Here is a 23,263-nt window from a genome sequence, read left to right as displayed (position 1 = left end):
ACCCACACAGAGGAGCGCAAAGACATGAACTTTTTCAAAAAACTGTTTGGCGGCAAGGAAATGGGCAAATCGGAAGATGGTACCACCATTTATGGTTATGACGCTTCGGATGAGCAGCAGGTTACGCCTCCCGCCAATATTTTGTACATGGAAGATTTAAACGAACATTTCAATCGGGTCTTTCCAAACCGGGAAACTGGCGTGTTCCACGAACTGATTTCAGACATCGTACATATTGATGTAAATATTATGGAGGCTACACCTGATGAGCCCTACCGGGTGCTGTACACCAATGGGATGAGCGATCTGCCGCTGACGCTCCCTCAGGAGATCCGTAAAGAGTATAAGCATCTGGAACGCGCGGAGCTGATGATGTTTTTGCCGGCGGACTGGCCGCTTACGCAGGAGGATTTTGAAGTGGAGGAGAACTACTGGCCGATCCGCCTGATGAAGATGCTTGCCCGATTCCCGCATATGTATCAGACGTGGCTTGGATACGGACATACGATCCCCAACACGGAGGATTACGAGCCTTACGCGGATAACACGGAGCTGTCCGGTGTGATCCTGTATGCTCTGTCGGAAGAGGTTAGCACCGTCCATACGAAAGATGGCAATCAGGTTCAGGTTTATTTCCTGGTTCCGCTGTACCGGGAGGAAATGGAGTTCAAGCTGGAGTCCGGTATAGACGAACTGGTGGCCAAGCTGTTCGAGCTTCCAGAGGATTTCCTCGTTCTGAATCCGAATAGACACAACGCTTGTAAATAACCGCCCGGATTAACAGCTTTAAAAGGCTGAGCTTAAGTCAAGAATATGACTTTGGGCTCAGCCTTTTGATACTAGTTAGCTCATCAGATCTAAACGTGTGGGAATTACTTTAACTAATAGCTTGCTGAAGGTTATCTGCACCGAATAGGCTGCAAGGGGGAGGCTTAATTGCAATTCGTACAACTAAATCATCGGATGTGCCGCTCAATCTCCGTTTAGCTGTATTTCCTGCAATTAAAATGCCTCTATATCTGGGTTTTCGTCGATCCGGGAAAATTTAGTTGTACAGACTACAATTAGAAGAGGAAGTTCACCCGTTTCCCTATTTTTAGTTGCACAGAATACACTTATCTCTGCTTTTTTTCGCTACGAACCCAGCATCATCTCTTACCACTTTTATGGAATGAAATCACTTGTTTAATTCTGATGCTCTACTAGTTGGCTTTCTATCACAGTTGACTGTAATACAGTTCAACCTTCCTAGTACCGCTCATTGATCTGCTCCCCTAACCATGCGCCTTGGCGGACAAGTCTGCGCTGCAGGTCCGTGATGTCGATACTGCGCGTTTCCCGCGTACCTGTCTTGGCCAGAATCGCCGCGGCCGTACCGGAGGCTTCGCCCATGGCAAAGCAATTCGGCATGACCCGGGTGGAGCCTTGGGCCGCTCTATCGGTTGATATCGCTCTGCCGGCTACGATTACGTTCTGAATACCAACCGGAAGTAAGGCGCGATAAGGAATGCCGTGCGACTCTCCCGGCGATAGACGTACCATCGTCATGCCGCTCGTAGGCTTTGCCATATGAATATCAATAAAGTAGGCATTTCGGGCAATGTCGTCCGGAAACGAACGGCACGCCAGAAAATCGTCGGCGGTGACGATATAATCGCCGATGATCCGGCGGGTCTCCCGAATGCCGATCTGTTCGCCTGTCAACGTCAGGAAAGCGTTCTCGAATCCGGGAATCGCTTCCCGCAGCCATCCGGTAATGTGTTCAACAAGTGCGCGGCCTTCGATTGCTCCGCGGGTCAGATCATCCGTATTTGAACCATCTATCCCGAATACATGCCCGAAATTGAAGCCTGCCGTATGATTGTTCAGCCAGGAAATACCGGCCCAATCTCTGGCGACGCGTAATCTCCCTTCAAGCTTCGCCTTGTTGATCGCATGTTTCAGATCGTGGCCGTGCGTCTCAGCACTTGAGAGAAATTTGTTCCGGTCCAGGTTATTCAGGACAAAGCACATCGTCCCCGGCTGCAGCTCTCCGTCATCTCCACCTTTGGCGAGCTGCCCGCCCGCAAGATAGGTGAGATCCGCATCGCTGGTTGCATCAATGTATATCTTCCCCTTCACCGCCTGGGTTCCGGTCTTGTTATTAATGATCGCCGCTTCAATGATGCCGTCCTGTTGAAGAACTTGACTGACGAAGGTATGGTACAGCACTTTAACGCCAGCCTCCATCATCTTCTCATCCAATATGCGCTTTAAAATTTCCGCATCAATCGGCACCCAATCCAGCCGGTCCTTCCATGCTTCCTGAAACGTCTCCTCCATCCTGCTCTTCATAGCAAGCAGAATTTCCAGCCCAATCCCGCGGATTACTGGCTTGATCTGATCGGTATACGGGCAAAATGCAGGAACCTGAGAGACCGTCGCCATGCCGCCCAGGTATCCTCTTTGCTCTATCAGCAATACGGATGCCCCGTTTCTTGCAGCTGCGAGCGCTGCCGCTACTCCTGACGGTCCTCCTCCGGCAACAACAACATCCACTTCCGTGTAGATTGGAATATCGCGCTCGGGTATTTTAACGGTTAGTGCCATATCGGTCATTCTGACCACCTCCACCTGTTTTCTTCCATTGTAGCTTTAACTTACATCAACCGCGGTGAGACTGAACGCTCTTGTTTCTTTAATTCACTCGGGGCTACACCCCAATATTTACGAAACACTCTGGCAAAATAGCTGACATCACGATATCCTGCCGCTTCTGCTGCATCATACACCTTAACGCCGCTGTATAAGAGCTCTTTGGCATGCTCCATACTCCGCTTCAGGAGATATTCCGAAATGGATTTCCCTTCCTCCCGCTTAAAGAGCCGGCTAAGGTAAGAGGGATTGACATATAATCTTTCGGCCAGCGTGTGCAAGGTCAGTTCTTCCTTCCCCAGCATTTCCTCCACGGCCTCGATCATTTGTTTAACGAGCCGATGGCTGGAATGCTTTCGCTCCCGTTCCCGGTATTGGGTAATGCGGCTGGCCACTCTTTTGGACCATTCCACGATTTGCTCTTTGGATAGCAGGGATTCAAAGGATAGAAGCATCGAATAATCCTCTTGCAGCACCTCCTGCATCGACCAGCCCCGCGATTGAATCATACGTGTAAATAAGCTGCTCAAATACAGCAAATGCTCGTATACCTTTTGGGTTGAGACCGCTTGGGAGTATACGTCCTTGAAGTAGCAGTCTATCAGCTCAGCAACCGCTGCCGCATGATCCGTATGAACTGCAATCTCCAGCTGTTTTTCGAACTCAGCGTCATAGTGAAACGGCTGCTCCATGTTGGTTACGTCCAGGTAAGGAACGAACACCTCATTTCCGTAAATGGCCCGCTCCTGCAGCGCACGGCGTGCCTGCCCGTAGGACAGCGAAACATGCTCCCATGAGCCTGGGGTCCCTAGTCCGGCGCTGGCGGTAAGCTTCAGACACTCTTTAACAATGTTGAAGAGACGGGGAATGTGAACATTGATCCGCTGGATGATATCTGGAGCCGGTTCTTCCGGTTTTCCTAAAAAGAGCAGCACGGTTGCTCCGTCCGCATCATTAAAGACCCGGCAGTCTTCATGCTGTAAACATTCAGCCGCTATGCATTCCAGCGAAAACTGCAGCAACGCCTGATCCGAAGACGTAAACCGTTCCCCTTGCTCGTGAATCGGATCGATTTCACATACGGCTACTGCAAACCAGGTATAGAGGGCAAGCTCCAGATTCAGCTCCTCCATATGCTTCTTGAGCTCCCAGTCCGCATACCGGCCCTGTATCCAGCTTCTATAAAAATCATCCTGGAGCTGAGGCAGGCGGTCATGCCATTTCCGCTGCAGCTCAATCATGCTGTGCTTTTCCATCAGTTCCTCTCGTATCTCTTCCGCAGCCGCAAGAATAGCCTTCAAAATTTCATCGTCTCCGGCCGGCTTCAGCAAGTACTTCATGACGCCAAGCCCCACAGCAGCCTGCGCATACGGGAAATCGTCATGGCCGCTTAAAATCACGATTTTCATGTGCGGTTCCTGCTGCAGCACCGTTTTCGCCAAGGTCAACCCGTCCATCTCCGGCATCTCGATATCGAGCAGCATGATATCCGGCTTCCTGCGCCCGATCATGGACAGCGCTTCTAAGCCGTTCTCGGCAAGCGCCACTACTTCGATGCCATGCTCATTCCACGGTATATTATTGGCCAGGCTATTCAATATTCGAATTTCATCTTCAACAATCATGAGATTCATGTTCCGGTTCCCCTCTCTCCTCCCGGCAGCGCTCTGCCGGCAAATCGATGATCGCCGTCGTTCCGTTCCCTTCCCCGCTGACGATCTTCAATTCCGCCGTCTCCCCATAGTAAATGGTAATTCGAGCCTGGACATTGAGCAGCGCAAAAAACTCGGAGTTCTTTTCAGGGGGGCCGTGTAATCCCCGAACCTGATTCTTGCCAGGGCCTGTTGAATCCGCATAAGCCTTGGCCCTGGAATCCCTCTTCCATTATCGGTTACCTGGATGATCAGCCGGTCATTAGAGACATCGGTGCGAATGCTTAATGCTCCGCCTTTTATTCGTTTCTCCAATCCATGCAATATGGCATTCTCAACCAGCGGTTGAAGCAGCAGCTTCAGAATATGCAAATGCTGGCTATCCTCAGAAGCGCAGTACTCCACCGTAAATCGCTCGGCAAAACGGATTTGCTGAATCCGAATATAGTATTGAAGGTGCTTGAATGTTTCCTCCACCGTAAACGACTCCTGCCCTTTACTCAAACTCAGCCTGAAGAAGTTCGACAAGTTGAGCACCATCGTACTGATCTCTTCCGCTTCATAATTTTTGGCCGTCCAATAAATCGAATCCAGCGTGTTGTACAAGAAGTGGGGATTGATCTGAGCCTGCAGAAATTTGAGCTCCGTCTTGGTCATTCTGAGCTGTTGCTCATAGATGTCCTTGATCAGATGACGCTGCTGACTCGCCGTTTCGTTGAAAGCCTCCGTTAAATACCCCAACTCGTCCTGCCGCCCGTTCTCCAGCCTGATATTCAGATTGCCTTTACGCAGCTGCCGCATGCCGGACACAAGTCTTGATATCGGAGAAGCAATTCCGCTGTAGATAAACCAGGCAATCCAGACGGCAAGCACGACACTGAGTGCAATAATGCAGTACGCAAAAATTTGCAGCGGCCTCGACTTATCATAAATCTCACGCTCGGGCTGGATCAGCAGCAGCGACCATCCGCTTCGGGGAGAAGTCACCCGCAGAATCAAATTTTTCTCATCCGTTTCCGGGGTTTCCCGGACCAAAACATTGCCTGGCTCGACGTCCCTCCATTCGAAAGACAATGTTTCTGCAGGAGCACTCGATACGATTAACCGCTCCCGGGCATCAAACAGATAGACCTTGGAGCTGCTGTTCGCCAGCAAATGGGACAACGAGCGGAGCAGCTGATTTTTCGAAATCGACAGCATGAGGACATTTTCGCCTTTTTCGCCGCGATAGAAATCCATAAGTCTCATCATAATAAGCTGATTCCGGTTATAGATAGGATCCGGGATTCCGGACAAATTTTCTTCATGGCGTTCTGACAAGTAGTATATGCTTGCGCCATTTGCCTTCAGAGCCTCACCGTACCATGGCTCAGGGCCTTGGGATTCACGGTGCAGCAGCCCGAGCTTTGTTGTGATCAGCGAGTTGGAAGGACGATGATAAATCATGGTGTCGCTTAAATATTCATTGACCATAGTTATATTCGTAAGCTCTTTCATGACACGCGTGAAGTCCATAATTGCCCCGGAGGTCAGGGTCTTCTCCTGATGAGACAGCAGGGCGGATAAATTGGTATCAGTTGCGATCAAGGTGGACAGATTGTGGATGCTTTTTAAGGTCAGGTCAACAAACTCCAACGCGGAGTTCATGGCACTGAGTGTGCGCTCGCCAAGCTCCTGCTCCAAAATCCGCTGAGACTTTACATTGGCAAACATACTGAACGCCACCAGCGGCAGCAAGATAAGAAGAAAATAACAGGTAAGCCTAAACTGAATCGACTGCTTCAAGACGTTGCGGAATTGCGTCAGCCACTTCATACGATTCCCCCACGATTCTGCATGCCTTCATTATAGCTTAGACCCTGTTATCCGTCCTGTTCATTGCCCGTTGACTTCCTTCGTCATTTCCTCGCCGCCGTTTTTCTTCCAGTCTTCAACAAATTGATCAAAGCTGTCTACCGGCTGCTGGCCTATGATGATTTTCGTGAATGCTTCGACCTCCATTTTGGACAGCTTAGGCCCGTATTTACCCATTCCTGGCGTCGGTACGCCCAGATATTGATTACGGATGGCAACCTCGTTAATCTTGTCGACAATCTCATTCAGCTTAAACTCCATACCGAGCGAGTCCAGACGCTCTCTGGATACTTCAGAATTGAACGGTACAATCGCTTCGCCGAGCGTTAGCCGGTAAATATGCTTGTTGTGCTCATCAAAGTTCGTAACCACCTTCCCGTCCTCCATATTCCATACCTCGCCCTCAAATCCGAGCATGAGTGTGCGGTATCCGTCTCCGATCATGAAATCAAGCATCTTAATAACAGCCTCCGGATGTTTGCTCGTAACCGGAATCACATTAAACCCGGCAACATAGCTGTTGCCCCAGGTTCCCTGCTTCCCGTCAGGTCCGGTTGGATATTCGAGGGGAATCCACTCTGCATTGGGATCATTTTTCTGGTTGGTCAAGATGGGGCCGCGGGTATCATACCAGTTCCCGGAGAACAGGCCCACTTTGCCGCTGGCGACTTTCTCGTCAACATTAGCCATCTTATTTAGAGCCCACTCGGGATCAATCAGCTTTTCCTTATAGAGATCGGCAAGATAGCTTAGTGCTTCCTTCATTTCCGGCAGTGTGCTGGAATTCACCAATTGCCCGTCCCGTTCAGTCCATTGGCCCCGCTGGATTCCCCATGCCCCGATAAACGGAGCTACTCTGCCGAGGTTTTCCTGCAGGATCAGGCCAAACGTATCATCTTTGCCGTTTCCGTCGGGATCATCCTGCGCAAAAGCGCGAATCACCTGTTTGTATTCTTCCAGCGTTGTCGGTGGTTTGAGTCCCAGACGGTCCAGCCAATCCTTACGTGCAAACATGATTTCATTGCCCGGGATCGGGTTCAAGCTGGGAATCCCATAGATCTTTCCGTCCACGGTGACGACCTTCCAGGCTTCCTCCGGGATACTTTTCTTCAGATTCGGTCCGTATTCGTCGATTAAATCATTCAGAGGGGTAAGGGCCTTCTGCCGGACATAGCTTTCGAACCAATTGGCGTCATAGGACAGGAGCATATCCGGCAGATCATCGGAGGCCATAATCACGTTCAGGGCATCCCCGTAACCGTCCGCAGGAGGCGTGAGCAGCTTGATGTCCAAGCTCGTGTTCTCGCGGATGTAATCAATGTAAGGATTATTGTTCTCGTCCATGCCCGGCGGGAACTTCCGTCCGGCATTGCTTAATACGATATCAATGGCCTGGCGTTCTTCCTTCCCTTTGCCACCTTCCTCCTTCGTGCCGGATGAACATGCGGACACCAGCAGCATGGAGGTCACCGCCAGAATGGATACGGATCTTTTTACCAAGATTGAGACTTTCATGTGACAATCCCCTCTCTTTTCATGTTACATGCAGTTCTAGCCTTTTACGGATCCAAGCGTAATCCCTTTGACAAAATGCTTCTGCAGAAACGGATACACGAGCAGGATCGGAACTGTGCTGGCAATCAGCGCCGCAGCCTTCAAGGACTCCAAGGCCAGCAGCGTGCTGTCGATATTGGCGGAATACCCGTTGTTATTGCTGATGTTCGATTGATTGAACATGATCAGCTCACGCAGATACACCTGCAGCGGGAAGAGATTCCGGTCCGTCACATACAGGACGGTGTCAAAGAAGGCGTTCCAATGTCCAACCGCATGGAACAAGGTAATCGTTGCAATGACCGGCATGGATAACGGAACAACGATCCGGACGAGCGTTCCGATATTGGAGGAGCCGTCAATCTTGGCGGATTCCTCCAATTCGGGCGGCACGCCTTGAAAGAAATTTTTCATAATAATAACATTGAACGCGCTAACCGCTCCAGGAATGATATAGACCCAGAAGGAATTCAGCAGCCCGGTCGCTTTCACGACCAGAAAGGTCGGAATCATGCCCCCGTTAAACAGCATCGTGAACACAATCAGGAACATGATGGCTGATCGTCCTTTAATATAAGCCTTGGACAGCGGATAGGCCAGCATACAAGTGATCACCACATTCAACAGCGTGCCGATGACCGTGCGCAGCAAACTGACCTTGAAGGCGTTCACAAAGGCATGCTCGCGCAGTACCTTCACATACGCTTCGAAACTGAAATCCACCGGCCATAACGTCACCCTGCCGGATGTTATCGCCTGATGACTGCTGAAAGACTGGGCCACGACATGCAGGAAAGGCAGAAGCGCAAGCAGAGCAATGAAACCCAGGATCAGGTAATTAAGCCCCGATGCCAGACGTTCTCCCCTAGTAAGTCTCATAGATTCACCCCCTCTACCATAAGCTGTTCTGGCCAAGCTTCCTGGCGGCTTTGTTGGCGAGGACGACCAATATCAGACTGATGACCGATTTGAACAACCCGACAGCGGTAGTAAAGCTGAATTGGCCCTGCGTGATTCCGGTCCGGTAGACATAAGTCTCGATAACATCGGCCACATTGTAGACCAGCGGATTATAGAGCACAAAAATCTGTTCGAAGCCGACATCCAGAACGCTCCCGAGGCGCAGTACGAACAGGATCACGATGGTCCCGATGAGCGATGGCAGGGTAACGTGGAGTAACTGCTTCCATTTGCCCGCGCCGTCTACGACAGCGGCCTCGTAGATCTGTGGATCGATCGATGCCAGCGCAGCCAGATAGATGATGGCCCCCCATCCCGCTTCTTTCCAGATATCGCTGACCACCAGCACCGTTCTGAACCATTCCTGACTGCCCAGGAAGAAGACCGGCTCCAAACCGAGCATGCCCAGAAACTGATTGACGATGCCCGTTGCCGGGGACAGCACGTTGATCAGAATGCCTCCGATGATGACCCAGGACAGAAAATGCGGTAGATAGACAAGCGTCTGGACCCCGCGCTTATACAGCATGTGCCGGACTTCATTCAGCATCAAGGCCAGGATGATCGGACCCGGAAATCCCCAGATCAGCTTGTACAAACTGATCAGCAGCGTATTTTTGAATACCGTGTAAAACTCGCTGTCCGTAAACATATTTTTAAAATGCGTAAGTCCCACCCATTCGCTGCCGCGGATGCCGGCAAAGGCGCTAAAATCCTGAAAGGCAACGATGATGCCCCCCATTGGCACATATTTAAAAATGATAAAATACGCGAGTCCCGGCAGCATAATCAGGTATAAGTCCCAGTACTTTTTCAGGGCCTGAAACCGCTCCGGCTTGACCGTACGAAGGGGATGGTTACCGGGCTTGCGATCCGCCGATGCCAAATCTGAATCCATAGGCTACCTCCTTAACCCTTAGTCATAATCTCTTATCCGTGTGACATCCTCATTGTACCTGCCGTTTGGTATTTGCTTTAAGGGCATTTACATGACCTTTTAGGTGAATTTCTTGACCACTTGGCCGGGAATGACAAAAAAACAACCCAAATTCGTGTTTGGGTTGGGATGCTATGAAATCATTAAGGTTTAGCGAGGTTCATTTTCGGCGGGATGTACCCGAGTTGCCTGCCCATTTTTACAATTTGTCCTCTATAATGAAATTCGTGGGTGATGGTGTGCGAGAATAACCATAATTCGGTTAGCTCTACACTGTCACTATGCCAGGCTGCTGGTTTGGTGGGATCCCATTTGATTTTAAAGTCAGTTGGAAATTCATAAACCAGCTCATCCGTGTTCTTAAACACTTCACGCATTTTCTCTACATCGTCAACGGATTCCACGTTTATTGTGGGAAGTGATTTGCCAAGGGAGCGAATCCTTAATCATACCCGATAACAATCGGCTACATGAGCATGCAGACTGCTAATAGAAACTTCGCCAAAGGTTTCTATTTCTTTCACATAATCTGTGGGGGACATGGATTCGCAAAACCGAAATAATGATTCCCTTGTGCGTTGGATCATTTCATACTGACCTTTGAATACATCCATCTTCTCGCTCTCCTTTTAAATAAGGATTTTAGATGTCTATAATAACTATTATGTTTCATTGCGTCAAGGAGTTACTGGCGCCCCCCTTCTCAGTAGTACGCCTCACTCTTACGAATTAAAAAAAGAAACCCTCAAATTACTTTAAGGGCTCTTTTATATTTAACTCATTCGAAGTATTTTTTTGTATACTTATCAAGTAGAGCCTCCATCTTATTCAATAGCTCAATACCTTCTGCTCCCTTCTTTTCACCTGCATTATTCCGGTAACCATTATTCTTGAATCCACTCTAAGTTGTAATCATTCAACGTTGTATCACATTCAATGATTTTCGGAATCCGAGTAAAAGTCCTGCTACCAAGGGAGTAGATAATGGGAGGAAAAGAACTGCATATACAGGACCCCATTGCAAATACCCTTCAATGTTAACGGTCTCATACCCTCTGGTTTCACCACTAACAATAATGGCACCTGCTGTACCCATAATTAACACGTTTATAAAAGCGATGATCATACATAACACCATAAATTTGGCGCCTTTAAATTGGATATGGTGGAATTGAAAACCGGATATCGAAAAAGACAAAGATAATGGTACACATAACGTCAAGAAAAACCATAACCAGCCATCACTTCCTGCTCCTCCTGCAATGCCGTTTCCGAAAATAGCTATAAGGAAACCAATAACTAGGCTGGCACAGAATCCATATAATAATCCTACAATCAGTTGTTTTATCCGCATCGCTAATCTCCTTTTATTAAAGTGTATTTTAACTTACGGGTATTTTCAGATTAGCTTTATTTTACTATATAAAAGCCAGTCCTGTGAGGGACTGGCTTTTATGATGCCTAAGCTGTTGGTTTACGTTGATCTCCATCCGAGGAGCAAGACTAATAAATGCAGTAGTTCGAACCTCAACAATGTTTGCCATCAAAATCATCAGCAAAAGACAAGAACTTGGTCCCTTAAAACAGAAAACCCACGCTGGGCGCGGGCACGTATGGGAAGAAGTTCAACAAAAAGCAGCCGGACCTTTTACCGGCTGCCAAGTTGGGTTTATTTAACTAACGTTCCCAATTGGTTCAATCATATGCCTCAACAGGATCAACGCGCTGCGAATCAGCTATATTTGCAACTGCCCGGTACAGATTCGGTGGATATTCGGCGATCCGGTGGCATAGGTACAAGTACCACTCATGGCCATAGGTCAAATAGATCTGAACCGGATAACCGGCTGATTTCAGCCTGCTGCCCAGCTCCGGCCGGATGCCGTACAGCATCTCCAGCCTCGCGCCACGCTCCGTCAATAGACCCCGCTGTATCGCTTCCTCTATGATGCGCTCATCATGCGTAGCAACTGAAACCCGGTGCCCGTCTCCGAGCGCCTGTCTCACTAGCTGCAAATATCGCTCATTCAGCGATTCGGATCGGGATATCGCGACTTCAGCCGACTCCTGATAGGCGCCTTTCACGATTCGTATCCGGCCTGGCGAAGCGGATAGCGCGGCCAAATCATCCGGCGTCCGATGTAAATGCGCCTGCAGTGTAATGCCGATATTCGGATACCTGGACGCGGCCCGCTTGTATACCTCAAGGATCTGCTCTGTCTTAGCGGACTCTTCCATGCTGATGAACAGCTCCAGTTCTGTTCCCAGCGCCCGTTCCGCTAATTTGGCCAAGTTCGTATAAGCGAGCTCGGTATCCAGCATGAGTCCGATATGCGACAAATCGAAGGATACGCGGGCGGCTGCCCCCTGTTCACCAAGATCATCGATTAGCGCTGTGAATTCCAGAGCAGCCGCCTCGCATTCCTCAGCATTTACCGTATTCTCGCCAATGTACTCTAGCGCAATAGCATAGCCTTTGGCAGTAAGCCTCTGCCCCGCTTCAAGCCCGTCTTTACGGGAGTCGCCTGTTACATACTGTAAAGCAGCCTTTTTCAGTAGCCCGTAAAGCAATGGCGATTGCTCCACATAAGCCTTGATATCCATTCGTCTGGCGACCGACTTTAATGCGTCTGCCGCTTGCTGTTCCCAGTCTTTGTTATCATGCATATTACGTTTCCCCCTTCTACAAGTATTTCAAGTGTACTTGCGCAGAAGGATGTAATCTTGTAAAAAATTGCTCTTCTAAATCGACATCGCATATTGCCTGGGCGTTGCCCCTACAATTTTCAAGAAAGCCTTGGTAAAATGGCTTTGGTCATAATAACCTGCCTCTGCCGCGATATCAACGATCGGACGTTGCTTCGCCAGCTGGATTTTGGCATGATTGATGCGCAGCAGGTTTTGATAGGCGTGAGGGGGCAGATGGCTCCCTTTCTTGAAGAGCCGGATCAGATGAAAGCGGCTGATTCCGGCTTCCTGTTCCAATTGTTCCAGAGTGACCTGCCCGGTAAAATTGGCCTGTAAGTAGTCTTTGATCAGCTTCACATATTTTTGTTCCTGAATACCTGGTGAGTCTGCATGCCCCAGGTCATTCTCGTTAGGGTCAACCAAAGCTTGCACGAGTTCAATAAGAGCCGTCTCGGTTTCAAGCGGAGAACCGCCGCCTGCGAGCGCACCCATCGTATGTTTTAATCGTTTGCGGCACGCTTCATTCTTGCCTCCGCCCAGCAAGAACGGGATGTGCAGCCGGTTAAGCTCCCCCGGTCCAAGCTTGTGCAGCCAGTCGGGGCGGATAAACAACATCTTATAGCGCCATTCCACGTCCGGTGCCGGATGGCAGGCATGTAGCATCATCGGCGGAAAACTGATTATTTTCCCCGCTTCCACCTGAATCTGTTCGCCGTCGCACCAGGCGTTGGTATGGCCTGCATCTATGAGTCCGACCGAATATTCTTCGTGAAAATGCCTATGGTAGGCTAGATCGTCCGCCGTACAGTGCTTCCCCTCCAGAAAGGGAAGCGCTTCATCCCGGTAAAACGTAACGTCAGGCATGCTTACATCCCTCCCTCCTGATCGCTCTGACCACATGTTCTAGTCTATATGATACTCTGGGCAGGCTCCGGCGACAATATTATAAAATATCAGTCACTGCACCTTTAGATGCAGAGGAAACTAATTTTGCATACTTGGCCAGCACGCCTGATTTTACTTTTAGCGGAGGCTGTACCCATGCTTGAGCTCTGGCAGCCAATTCCTCTTCTGACACGTCAAACATAATCTGCTGTGTTTCGCTGTCGATAGTGATGATGTCCCCGCTTCTCAGTAACGCGATCGGTCCGCCTACCTGCGCTTCAGGTGATACATGTCCGACTACGAATCCATGCGAGCCACCTGAGAACCTTCCATCCGTAATTAGGGCCACTTCCCCGCCAAGACCCTTACCTACAATTAATGCGGTAACAGACAGCATCTCCGGCATGCCTGGACCGCCCTTTGGACCACAATAACGGATAACCAGTACATCGCCTTTGTCGATTTCATTTCTTAATATTGCTTCCGTTGCAGCCTCCTCGCTGTCATACACCTTGGCCGGTCCGTCAAACCGGAGCTTCTTCATGCCTGACATTTTGGCTACGGCGCCTTCAGGAGCAAGATTACCTCTAAGTACAACTAATGGTCCATTTGGCTTCAGCGGCTGTTTCAATGGACGGATAATCTTCTGATCGTCTCTCAATGGATCTGCTTCCGCCAGATTCTCTGCCAAGGTCTTACCTGTGACCGTCAGGCAATCACCGTGAAGAAGTCCCTCAGCGAGTAATAACTTCATCACGCCGGGAATGCCGCCAATTTCGTTCAAATCCTGCATTACATATTGGCCGCTAGGCTTCAGATCTGCCAAATGGGGAACACGCAGGCGTATCCGCTCAAAATCATCCAAGGTGAGATCCACGCCTACCGAATGCGCAATAGCGAGCAAATGCAGGAATGCATTGGTTGAACCTCCCAGAGCCATAACGACCGTAATGGCGTTCTCAAACGCTTTTTTCGTCATGATGTCTTTCGGGTAAATCTCCTGTTCCAGCAGCGCTATGACTTGTCTGCCCGCCGCCGCACATTCTCCCGCTTTATCAGGCGAAACGGCCGGCGTAGAGGATGAACCGGGAAGGCTCATGCCCATTGCTTCCGCCGCAGCAGCCATTGTGTTGGCGGTGTACATGCCGCCGCAAGAGCCCGGACCCGGACAAACGCTGCACTCTACCTTATGGAGCTGTTCATCTGTTATTTTCCCCTCATGATATTGTCCTACCGCTTCGAAGGCCGTTACAATATCAACGTCTTTACCGTCGAGCTTTCCGGGCAGAATCGTTCCGCCGTATACGTAAACGGAAGGAATATTCAACCGCCCGATCGCCATCAGACAGGCAGGCGTGTTCTTGTCGCAACCACCGATTGCCACCAGGCCGTCAAAGCGTTCAGCTCCGGTTACAATCTCAATAGAATCCGCGATGGCTTCCCTGCTTGGCAGTGAGAACAGCATGCCTCCATGTCCCATTGAAATACCGTCTGAGACTGTAATCGTATTAAAAATCAGCGGAGCACCACCATGGTTACGCACCCCTTGTTTCGCTTGAACAGCCAATTCATTGATATGCATATTGCATGGGGTTACCTCACTCCAAGTGCTGGCTACGCCAATTATTGGTTTTTTGAAATCCTCATCTGTAAAACCAACAGCACGCAGCATTGCTCTGTTCGGCACCCGGTTGACACCCTCGCTAATTACTTTGCTGTTAATACGAAGATCTTTTCCATCCACCATTTGTCCCCGCTCCTGTCTGCTTAAAGTAATCCGTGCAGTTCCTGCATCGGACGGATGAAATTTTGCCTCATCATTGCCTGAGCACGATCAGAATCATTCTTCTCGAACGCTGCAATAATTAAACCATGCTCATCGACTGAAGCATGTGTCTCCGTAATTGGCCGCTCTAAGAACACATATTTAAATCGCCGGATATGAATCTGAAGTGATGCGCTGAATGAAGCGATATAGGGATTATCAGACAGTTCCACAATCAGGTTGTGGAACTGTTCATCCGCCTCCATGGCCTGGTAAGGTTGACCGCTATTAATGGCACTGGCAAATTCCAAATTAAGTGCCCGCAGTTGCTCAATTTGTTCTGGAATAATAATTTTTGTGGTAGTTTCAGCCGCTAAAGCCTGAAGAGCCGCCATCGTTGAATACATCTTGAAGATGTCATCCTTCTCAATTTCCTGTACCCTGGTTTCTTTACCAGGATGAGTAGATACGAGCCCTTGTACTTCGAGTAGCTGAAAGGCTTCCCGAATCGGTGTGCGGCTTACGCCAAGCGACTCAGCCAAGTCGGCGTCAAGCAGTTTTTCCCCGGGTTGCAATGTACCGTCGATAATCCATCGTTGAATTTGGGAGAAGGCTCTTTCTTTCGCAGACATCCGTGCAGGCGAGACAAAATTTTTAGGTACTGGCATAGTTATATTCCTCACTTCTCAATTATCTTATATGCAATATATCGCATACATATATTTAAAGCAAGAAAAAAACAACTCATCAAGAGTTGTTTTGATAAAGGTAATGTATGAACCCCGGGATACTAATTCCAGATGAACTGGTCACCGGGCTGACTTCAAACTGGCCTCCTCCCGCCTTGTATCCTCTTCCCAAGAACGGTAGTAATCAATTTTATCCCGCAGAATATCCAAAGTCTGATGAATCGTTTGAGCCTGCTCGATTAATTTCCGCTCATGCTCTTCCAGAAGTTTTCTGCGCTGGGGAATACCCTCATTGCCAAGCCGCATCATATCAGCGAACTGTTGCATAAGAGCGATCGGCATTCCTGTAGTCTTAAGCTTTGCGAGTAATACGATCCATTCAAAATCATGCTCCCGATACATCCGATGACCATTCTCGGCACGGGGTATGGGGTCCATCAGACCGATCCTTTCGTAATAACGAAGGGTATGTACGCTTAACCCCGTCATCTCAGCAGCCTGCTGAATGGTCAGTTCTTTACCGGTCATAACGAGTCCGCTCCTTTCAACATCAGTTTAATTGATCAAGCTGTTCTGAGCTAATTTGGAGCTTAAGTGCCCCCAAATTTTCTTCCAGTTGCGTCAGACCGCTTGCAGCTACAATTGGAAGAGCTCTCGGATGCTTGTGCAGCATCCAAGCCAGGATAAGCTGATTTGGTGTCGCTCCAAGCTCTCCAGCAACCTTCCTTAGAGTATGCAATCGAGACATCTGATCCTCTCCCCGGTATGCATCGGGCAGGATAGCTTCCTCTCTGTTGTACATGCCTCCAAGGAGGGGGGAATAAGCCAAGAGCGTAAAATCATCGTGTTGACTGCAGTAAGCAAGTAAATCTTCATCCGCACTGACCTGCACTCCGAAATCCACATCCGCTCTAGGCTGCAAATACGTATACCGCTGCTGGATGCAGCAATAGGATTGCCATCCTTTTGACTGACTGACCGCTTTGGCCTCAAGGAGTCTGGACAGCCGGTAATTGCTGCAGCCTATAGCCCTTACTTTACCCGATTTGACCAAGGAATCAAAGGTCTCCAAGGTTTCCTCAAGTTCAGTTTCGTTATCGTCTATATGAGCATAGTATAAATCTACATAATCTGTTCCAAGCCTCAGCAAACTTTCGTCAATTCCCTTCTCAATTGCTTGGCGGCCTAAGCCTTCCATTTTTTCGCTTTTCGGCACGACCGGTTTCGCTCCCACTTTGGTGGCTAAAATGATCTGATGTCTGTTTTTTCTTTCTTTCATCCATTCGCCAAGCAAAGACTCACTTTCTCCGCCCACACAGCCTTCATTCCATATCGCATAATTATTGGCTGTATCCAGAAAGTTCCCACCTGCTTCAAAAAAATGATCAAGCAGCTGGTAAGAGGTTTTTTTGTCGGTTCGCGATCCAAAATTCAGACACCCCAAAGAATAAGCGCTTACCACCAATCCTGTATTTCCCAACGTAAAATGTTTCACACGAAATCCTCCCTTTAACATCTATTAAGTTCCACTTACTTGCATCTACGTGACCAGTATAAAAGCTTAAGCGCACTCTAAGTCAATACTACTAATCTAATATCTTCTCTATTTTTAACAATGAAAAAGCACCTCAAAAAACAGCATCCTCTGCAACTACAGAATGCTGTTCTTCAAGTGTTATATCATAAACTACAGTTCCTTCGTCATAAAACTACTATTCGGATCCGGGATATAATCTGCAAATGGCTCACAATACGTGAAGCCGAAATCTTCATACAGCTTGCGTGCGGGGATGAATGAATCCATGGAGCCAGTCTCCAGACTGATCCGTTTATATCCGCGGCTTATGGCTACTTCAATAATATGAGCAAGAATTTTTCTGGCTACACCTTTGCGCAAATGCTTCTTAGCGGTCCGCATCGATTTGAGCTCAGCATGCTCCTTGTCCAATTCCTTGATTGCCCCGCAGCCCAGAAGCTCTTCATCCTCCCAAGCGCACCAGAAGGTAATTTCCGGTTGCTTCAACCCGTCCAGATTAAGGGCATGAATGCTCTCTGGCGGAGAGTCCTCTGCCATTCCTTGCAGATGTTCTGCAATTAATCCAATCACCTGTGCTCCACTTAGATCATCTACAAGAATCTTCACTGCAACCACTCCTACGTTAATGTTAAGTATGAATTATACCTGTCTACTTTATGTATATCATATTACTCCCATGGCAGGTTTTCTGACAACATCTAAAATAAAAAGCCGCTAAATTAGCGGCTTCAATGGGACTATAAATGCTAAACCTTACCACTCAGCAATGCTGCCGTCGCGGTGCCGCCATACCGGATTTCTCCAGCGGTGGCCGTCCTTCGCCATCCTCCGCACATACTCTTCGTTCACGGTAATGCCAAGACCCGGTCCGGAAGGAATATGGACATGCCCGTCACTGTAGGCAAAGACGGCCGGGTCGGTGATATAATCCAGCAGGTCATTGCCTTGATTATAATGGATGGCCAGGCTTTGTTCCTGAATGACTGCATTGTAAGACGTTGCATCCACCTGAAGACAGGCGGCCAGAGCAATCGGCCCAAGCGGGCAGTGTGGCGCGACTGCGACGTCGAATGCCTCGGCCATGGCGAAGATTTTCTTGCATTCCGTGATCCCTCCTGCATGGGACAAGTCGGGCTGAATAATGTCAACCACCCCGTCCTTCAGCAGATTTTTGAATTCCCAGCGTGAGTACATGCGCTCACCCGTGGCGATCGGAGTGCTGGTATGATGTGCGATCTCCCGCAGAACTTCGTTGTTCTCCGGCAGCACCGGCTCTTCTATGAACATCAGGCGGTAGGGGTCCAGCTCTCTGGCCAGTCCCCGTGCCATCGGTTTGTGAAGCCGTCCGTGAAAATCAACAGCAATTCCGAACTCTGGTCCGCAGGCCTCCCTAATGGCGGCGACCCGCTCGACGATAGCATAAATCTTGTCATGGGTATCAATGAACTGCATCTCTTCCGAGGCATTCATCTTAATCGCCGTGAACCCGGCGGCCTTCTTCTCCAGCGCCGCCTTGACCACATCAATGGGACGGTCTCCACCTACCCAGGAGTACACCCGCATGGAATTGCGGCAAGCGCCGCCCAGCAGCTGGTACACAGGCGCATTGTAGATTTTCCCTTTAATATCCCATAACGCCTGATCGATCCCCGCTATCGCGCTCATCAGAATAGCCCCGCCACGATAAAAGCCTCCCCGGTACATCAGCTGCCACAGGTCTTCAATCCGCTGGGGGTCCTGCCCAATCACATAATCCATTAGCTCTTCCACTGCGGCCTGCACCGTATGCGCCTTGCCTTCGACCACCGGCTCCCCCCAGCCGGATATACCTTCATCGGTTTCAAGTTTCAGAAACAGCCAGCGTGGAGGAACGATAAAGGTCTCAAATCCGGTTATTTTCATCTTATTTTGCTCCTTTGCTGTTGTTCATTCTGGCCTTGCGGACTTCCTTGGCGAATTGGCGGGCCGTCTCTGTGATCTGCCCATAGTCGCCCTGCTCCACCGCCTCCCGGTCGACGAGAGCGCTTCCAAGACCGACGGCAACGGCTCCGGCAGCAAAGAAGTCTCCGACATTCGCAAGGGTCACGCCTCCTGTCGGCATCATGCGGATGTGGCCAAGTGGCCCCTGCAGTTCCTTGATGTAGGAGGCACCGAGTGAACCGCCCGGGAACACCTTAAGCAGGTCTGCACCCGCTTCATGCCCTCTGACCACTTCGGTCGGTGTCATTACACCTGGAATCGAGATTCGTCCGTGCTGTAAGGTCAGTGCTACAATCGCCTCATTCAAATTGGGGGAGAAAATAAAATCGGCTCCCGCCGCGATCGCCTGTTCGGCCTGCGCCAGTTTCAGTACGGTTCCCGCCCCTACCAGCAGGCGATCCCCATATTTCGCCTTCATGTCCGCGATCAGCCGATATACTTCCGGGGTATCGGCTGTAATCTCCAGCGCCCCGACCCCGCCTTCTGCCAGTGCCGCAGCAATGTGCTCAACCCGTTCAGGCGGTGGTCTGCGGATAACGGCGACCAGACCGGAGGTTATCAGCTGCTCGATTTGCGTTTCTTTGTCCATGTCCTTCCTCCTCCTTGGGAATGTGCCTCACTTACCGGATAATATCCTCCATGCCAGTTTCCCCTGCCAGGAGAAGATCCACATCCTGCAGGGCCGGCAGACCTTCCACATCGCCGCTTACCCCGACAACAATGGAACCTACAGCGTTGCCGCGCCGCACGGCAGAAGGTAGCTCCTCCCCACGCAGCAATCCGCTTATAAACCCTGCGGCAAAAGCGTCTCCGGCACCCATCGGATCAATGAGTCTCTTCACGGGAAACCCGGGCTCAGTTCCAGAGATTCGTCCGTTACTGTAATAAGCCCCGTCCGCGCCGAGCTTGATAACGGCAGCGCCGGCACCGGCTTTCTGCAACCGGTCTGCGATCTCTGCAGGGTCACTACATCCTGTCAGGAACTGTCCCTCTTCCATACCGGGGAGCACGTAGTCGGCCAGAGCCGCGATTTCGTTAAGAACACGATAAGCCTCTTCTCTGTTCCACAGCTTCCAGCGGATATTGGGATCAAATACAATGGCTGTACCGTGTTTTTTGGCCGCTTCGAGGGCGCGAAAGGTTAATCTCCTGCACTCATGGCTAAGCGCCGGAGTAATACCCGTAACATGCAGGATGCGCGCACCTCCCACATATGCCTCATTAAGCTCCTCCGCCTGCATCAGGCTGGCCGCCGAATATTTGCGATAGTAGTACACCTGTATTTTGTCCGGGGAGATTTGCTCTTTGAAGAACACTCCCGTCGGCGCTTCATCTGTAACCCTGACTTCGGAAGTATCAACGCCATGTCCTCTGACGAACTGCCTGATATACCGGCCAAACGGATCATTTCCGAGCTTGCTGAACCAGCCGACGGTATGCCCCATCCGGGTAAGCCCAATGGCCACATTGGTCTCTGCTCCGGCAACATGCTTCTGAAAACCGTTCACATACTCCAGGGGAACCATCCGGTCCGGTGCCAGAAGCACCATGGTTTCCCCAAAGGTTACGACCTCCATTGCCCCTCCTCCTTCTGCTGTTTCACTAATTGAGTCTCCTCGTAAAGATCGTATCTTTTACATGAATTTTAGTTATAGATATGATCTTTACGCTATGATCATATTATCTTGCTCTTCGCCAGTCAATACTAAATCAATGGTCAGACGTATCTGTTTATTGTCACGAAGCTCATATGCTAGAATGAATGTATTCCAAGTCAAAGGGACGGCTAATTATGAAACAGAATAAACAAACCGCGTTTCAAGCGACAATAGAACTTATGAAGCAGAAAATTATAGGTGGGGAATGGGCTCCGGGAGACCGGCTCCCTACTCTTCAGCAGCTGGCTGTTGATTTCTCTGTTAGTGTCACTACAGTACGTGAGGCGCTGCGGATATTAGAGAGTCAGGGGAATGTCAGCATTGAGCACGGGCGCGGGATGTATGTGCGGAATGATCCGCTGCTGCTGGATGATCCGGCGGCTGGCTTAGAGGAATTAGATAACATATCGATCGTGGATCTGCTGGAAGCCAGACTGCTCATTGAGCCGGAACTTGCTGCTTTAGCCGCGAAGCGGGCCGATGAGGATCAGATCCGCCGGCTGCGGGTACTGGCAGATCGTATGGTGCAGCAAATGGAGGAAGGCGGCTCCTTCTTCGAGACCGACCTCGCCTTTCATCAGTTAATCGCCGAAGGGGCAGCCAATCCGGTGGTGGCGCGGATGCTCCATTCGATTCTTCCCTTGCTGGCCGAAGGACGCAAGCAGACCAATACGCTGCCCAATATGCGGACCAAGGCTTCCAATTACCATGTTCTGATCGCCATTGCCATCGAGGAGCGGCAAAGCGAAACAGCCCGACAGCTAATGGAAAGCCATATTCAGAGTATGCTGACTACTCTTAAGCAGTAGTTATCAAAGTAAATAAGAAGCAATATGTCCGGTCCCCTATAAGAAAAAGACCTGTGCGGGGCACGGGTCTTTTTCTTCTTTACTAACACAGTTCAATCACTAACAGGTTGTGTCTAGTAGTTGGTTCAGTTCAAATGCTGACTCCACCTTGAATTATACAGTTTCGAGCTTGAGCCGGCTAAACTCCACTGTGCCCTGGCTAACGAAAACGGCAAGTTTACCATGTTGAATATCGTATATTCTGGCACTCAGCGCCACTTCCCCACCGACATAAATCTCGCAAATTGTATGATCGATAAACACCTTCAGCTCATATTCCTGATCCGGCAGCAGCTTGAGTGGGCGTTCCAGTTCCACATCGTAAGGAAAGGTTTTGCCCCCCTCCTCCGTTTGCATTATCAGTCCACGAAAGGTAATCCGGCTTCGTTCAGGTTCCAGCGTGATATAGTAGGCAATATCCAGACCCTTATCTGCCCTGAGCATGATCCCCAGACCCTGAGTCGTCTCCGAGAAACGAACGGTTGCAGAAATTTTGCACAAGTCAGGCAGCTCCTCCTGTGTGATACACCTGCAAAGGCATATGGAGATTCGCAGAGCAGCACATCGTCCGTGATCGACCAATCTCCGATAATTCCCTCAAACTTCGCAGGTACCTGTTCAGCAAAAGCAGAGTCAACCGTTTCCGGAACCTTCACGCCTAATGCCCCATCCGGACGTTGAATAATTTCATGCACAATCATATTGCCGCCCCAATCCCAGGTGTCATAATCTTTGCCTGGAGCTTTGGGCGGGTTCCAGCCGAACAGGTCGTCATCCTTCGTTGGATTCCAGCCGAATAGATAACGCTTCTGCCCATCCGATACCGACTTGGCCGCATAATAAGCCCGTCCATCAAATGCTTCTTCCTGCGGTGTAATCCACGGTCCATTCAAGGAACGGCTCATTCGGTAAAAGGTGCCAAAACGCCCTGTATACGAAGAGTAGATCAGGTACCACCAGTCTCCCATCCGGAACAGGTCAGGGCATTCATGCGCTCCCACATGCAGCTTCGGTGCATAGAGCGGTTCCCGGTACTCCCAATGCTTGAGATCCTTGGACGACAGCAGACCGGTACAGCCTTTACGGTTAGTCGGTCCTTTGGCCAGAGCGGCGATCAGCATCCAGTATTGCCCTTCTTCTTCATTCCAGAACACAAAGGGATCACGCCAGTCCGCCAGCTCATAAATTTCGCCGTCTGGACCAAAAGTGTCTTCAGGAATCGGCTCCCATGTTCGCAGATCCTTGCTGATGGCATGGCAGGCAAACTGTTTTCCATCAGGAAAAATACAGTAAAACATATGATAGATATCTTCCACTTTGAGAATATGACCGGTCCCGCCTTCGATTTTGCAGGCTCCTTCTTCCCGGTAATTCACGAAATCTTTCGTGCCAAGAAGATGCCAGCCCTGATCAAGACCTTCGCGGTAATTGTCTCTCCACCCGTGCAGATAAAACAGTTTAAACTCTCCATCTTCATAGTAAGGAATTACATCCCCCACCCAAGCGTTGTCTGGACGATAAAAAAATTCTTTCATTAATAATTCCTCCCTCTTCCTTAAGTATGATGATACTCGGTATAAAGCAGAGAAAGCCGGAGTCATGGCGAAGGCGGACATCACCTT

23 protein-coding genes are annotated in these 23,263 nt (G+C 49.8%); 2 read left to right on the top strand and 21 right to left on the bottom strand.

Annotated features, from left to right (window positions below; translation table 11 throughout):
* The first annotated feature begins 24 nt into the window (after positions 1–24).
* Positions 25–768, top strand: coding sequence for a suppressor of fused domain protein (locus tag NST69_RS15410; RefSeq protein ID WP_342549965.1), 744 nt, complete (start codon positions 25–27; stop codon positions 766–768).
* Positions 769–1,248: 480 nt separating this feature from the next.
* Here NST69_RS15410 and NST69_RS15405 read toward each other — a convergent pair whose 3' ends face one another.
* From NST69_RS15405 to NST69_RS15315, 19 genes are all read right to left on the bottom strand, one after another.
* Positions 1,249–2,598: an FAD-dependent oxidoreductase gene (locus tag NST69_RS15405; protein WP_342549964.1), complete on the bottom strand. Its 1,350-nt coding sequence runs from the start codon at positions 2,596–2,598 to the stop codon at positions 1,249–1,251.
* A 41-nt stretch (positions 2,599–2,639) separates the two neighbouring features.
* A complete protein-coding gene (locus NST69_RS15400; RefSeq protein WP_342549963.1) occupies positions 2,640–4,268 on the bottom strand; it encodes a response regulator in 1,629 nt (542 codons plus the stop codon).
* An 87-nt stretch (positions 4,269–4,355) separates the two neighbouring features.
* Positions 4,356–6,101 (bottom strand): sensor histidine kinase, encoded by a 1,746-nt coding sequence (locus NST69_RS15395; RefSeq protein WP_342549962.1) that lies wholly within the window; start codon positions 6,099–6,101, stop codon positions 4,356–4,358.
* Positions 6,102–6,161: 60 nt separating this feature from the next.
* Complete coding sequence (locus NST69_RS15390; protein ID WP_340952700.1) at positions 6,162–7,655, bottom strand: extracellular solute-binding protein; 1,494 nt, start codon at positions 7,653–7,655, stop codon at positions 6,162–6,164.
* A gap of 36 nt (positions 7,656–7,691) precedes the next feature.
* The gene (locus NST69_RS15385; protein ID WP_342549961.1) at positions 7,692–8,573 is read right to left on the bottom strand and encodes a carbohydrate ABC transporter permease; all 882 of its coding nucleotides are present in this window, start codon (positions 8,571–8,573) and stop codon (positions 7,692–7,694) included.
* 13 nt (positions 8,574–8,586) lie between these two features.
* Positions 8,587–9,552 carry a sugar ABC transporter permease gene (locus NST69_RS15380; protein WP_342549960.1) on the bottom strand — a complete coding sequence of 322 codons (966 nt, stop codon included), beginning with the start codon at positions 9,550–9,552 and terminating at the stop codon, positions 8,587–8,589.
* A gap of 182 nt (positions 9,553–9,734) precedes the next feature.
* Positions 9,735–9,995, bottom strand: coding sequence for a DinB family protein (locus tag NST69_RS15375; protein WP_342549959.1), 261 nt, complete (start codon positions 9,993–9,995; stop codon positions 9,735–9,737).
* Positions 9,996–10,037: 42 nt separating this feature from the next.
* Entirely contained in the window at positions 10,038–10,205 is a 168-nt protein-coding gene (locus tag NST69_RS15370) for a hypothetical protein (protein WP_342549958.1), read from the bottom strand.
* Between the two features lie 302 nt (positions 10,206–10,507).
* Complete coding sequence (locus NST69_RS15365) at positions 10,508–10,945, bottom strand: hypothetical protein (protein WP_342549957.1); 438 nt, start codon at positions 10,943–10,945, stop codon at positions 10,508–10,510.
* Positions 10,946–11,286: 341 nt separating this feature from the next.
* The gene (locus tag NST69_RS15360) at positions 11,287–12,258 is read right to left on the bottom strand and encodes a proline dehydrogenase family protein (protein ID WP_342549956.1); all 972 of its coding nucleotides are present in this window, start codon (positions 12,256–12,258) and stop codon (positions 11,287–11,289) included.
* A 75-nt stretch (positions 12,259–12,333) separates the two neighbouring features.
* A complete protein-coding gene (locus NST69_RS15355) occupies positions 12,334–13,143 on the bottom strand; it encodes an AraC family transcriptional regulator (RefSeq protein ID WP_342549955.1) in 810 nt (269 codons plus the stop codon).
* A 79-nt stretch (positions 13,144–13,222) separates the two neighbouring features.
* Positions 13,223–14,911 (bottom strand): dihydroxy-acid dehydratase, encoded by a 1,689-nt coding sequence (gene ilvD / locus NST69_RS15350; protein ID WP_342549954.1) that lies wholly within the window; start codon positions 14,909–14,911, stop codon positions 13,223–13,225.
* Between the two features lie 20 nt (positions 14,912–14,931).
* The gene (locus NST69_RS15345) at positions 14,932–15,597 is read right to left on the bottom strand and encodes a GntR family transcriptional regulator (RefSeq protein WP_342549953.1); all 666 of its coding nucleotides are present in this window, start codon (positions 15,595–15,597) and stop codon (positions 14,932–14,934) included.
* A 141-nt stretch (positions 15,598–15,738) separates the two neighbouring features.
* Complete coding sequence (locus NST69_RS15340; protein ID WP_342549952.1) at positions 15,739–16,146, bottom strand: MerR family transcriptional regulator; 408 nt, start codon at positions 16,144–16,146, stop codon at positions 15,739–15,741.
* Positions 16,147–16,168: 22 nt separating this feature from the next.
* The gene (locus tag NST69_RS15335) at positions 16,169–17,113 is read right to left on the bottom strand and encodes an aldo/keto reductase (RefSeq protein ID WP_342549951.1); all 945 of its coding nucleotides are present in this window, start codon (positions 17,111–17,113) and stop codon (positions 16,169–16,171) included.
* Between the two features lie 192 nt (positions 17,114–17,305).
* Positions 17,306–17,761, bottom strand: a complete 456-nt coding sequence (locus tag NST69_RS15330) for a GNAT family N-acetyltransferase (protein ID WP_342549950.1) — start codon at positions 17,759–17,761, stop codon at positions 17,306–17,308.
* Positions 17,762–17,908: 147 nt separating this feature from the next.
* A complete protein-coding gene (dgoD, locus tag NST69_RS15325) occupies positions 17,909–19,057 on the bottom strand; it encodes a galactonate dehydratase (RefSeq protein WP_342549949.1) in 1,149 nt (382 codons plus the stop codon).
* A 1-nt stretch (position 19,058) separates the two neighbouring features.
* Positions 19,059–19,724, bottom strand: a complete 666-nt coding sequence (locus tag NST69_RS15320) for a bifunctional 4-hydroxy-2-oxoglutarate aldolase/2-dehydro-3-deoxy-phosphogluconate aldolase (RefSeq protein ID WP_340979461.1) — start codon at positions 19,722–19,724, stop codon at positions 19,059–19,061.
* Positions 19,725–19,755: 31 nt separating this feature from the next.
* Entirely contained in the window at positions 19,756–20,712 is a 957-nt protein-coding gene (locus tag NST69_RS15315; protein ID WP_342549948.1) for a sugar kinase, read from the bottom strand.
* A gap of 215 nt (positions 20,713–20,927) precedes the next feature.
* Here NST69_RS15315 and NST69_RS15310 point away from each other — a divergent pair, with 215 nt between their 5' ends.
* Positions 20,928–21,602 (top strand): FadR/GntR family transcriptional regulator, encoded by a 675-nt coding sequence (locus tag NST69_RS15310; RefSeq protein WP_340979459.1) that lies wholly within the window; start codon positions 20,928–20,930, stop codon positions 21,600–21,602.
* A 153-nt stretch (positions 21,603–21,755) separates the two neighbouring features.
* Here the strand turns inward: NST69_RS15310 and NST69_RS15305 are convergent, their stop codons facing one another.
* Complete coding sequence (locus tag NST69_RS15305; RefSeq protein ID WP_342549946.1) at positions 21,756–22,085, bottom strand: GH32 C-terminal domain-containing protein; 330 nt, start codon at positions 22,083–22,085, stop codon at positions 21,756–21,758.
* Entirely contained in the window at positions 22,001–23,176 is a 1,176-nt protein-coding gene (locus tag NST69_RS15300) for a glycoside hydrolase (RefSeq protein WP_342549945.1), read from the bottom strand. The genes NST69_RS15305 and NST69_RS15300 overlap by 85 nt, the downstream gene beginning before the upstream one ends.
* Positions 23,177–23,263 lie beyond the last annotated feature (87 nt).

Origin of the sequence: Paenibacillus sp. FSL P2-0089 (genome assembly GCF_038595095.1) — a bacterium.
GTDB classification, from domain to species: Bacteria; Bacillota; Bacilli; order Paenibacillales; family Paenibacillaceae; genus Paenibacillus_AQ; species Paenibacillus_AQ silagei.
This window is presented reverse-complemented; position numbering and strand designations above follow the sequence as displayed.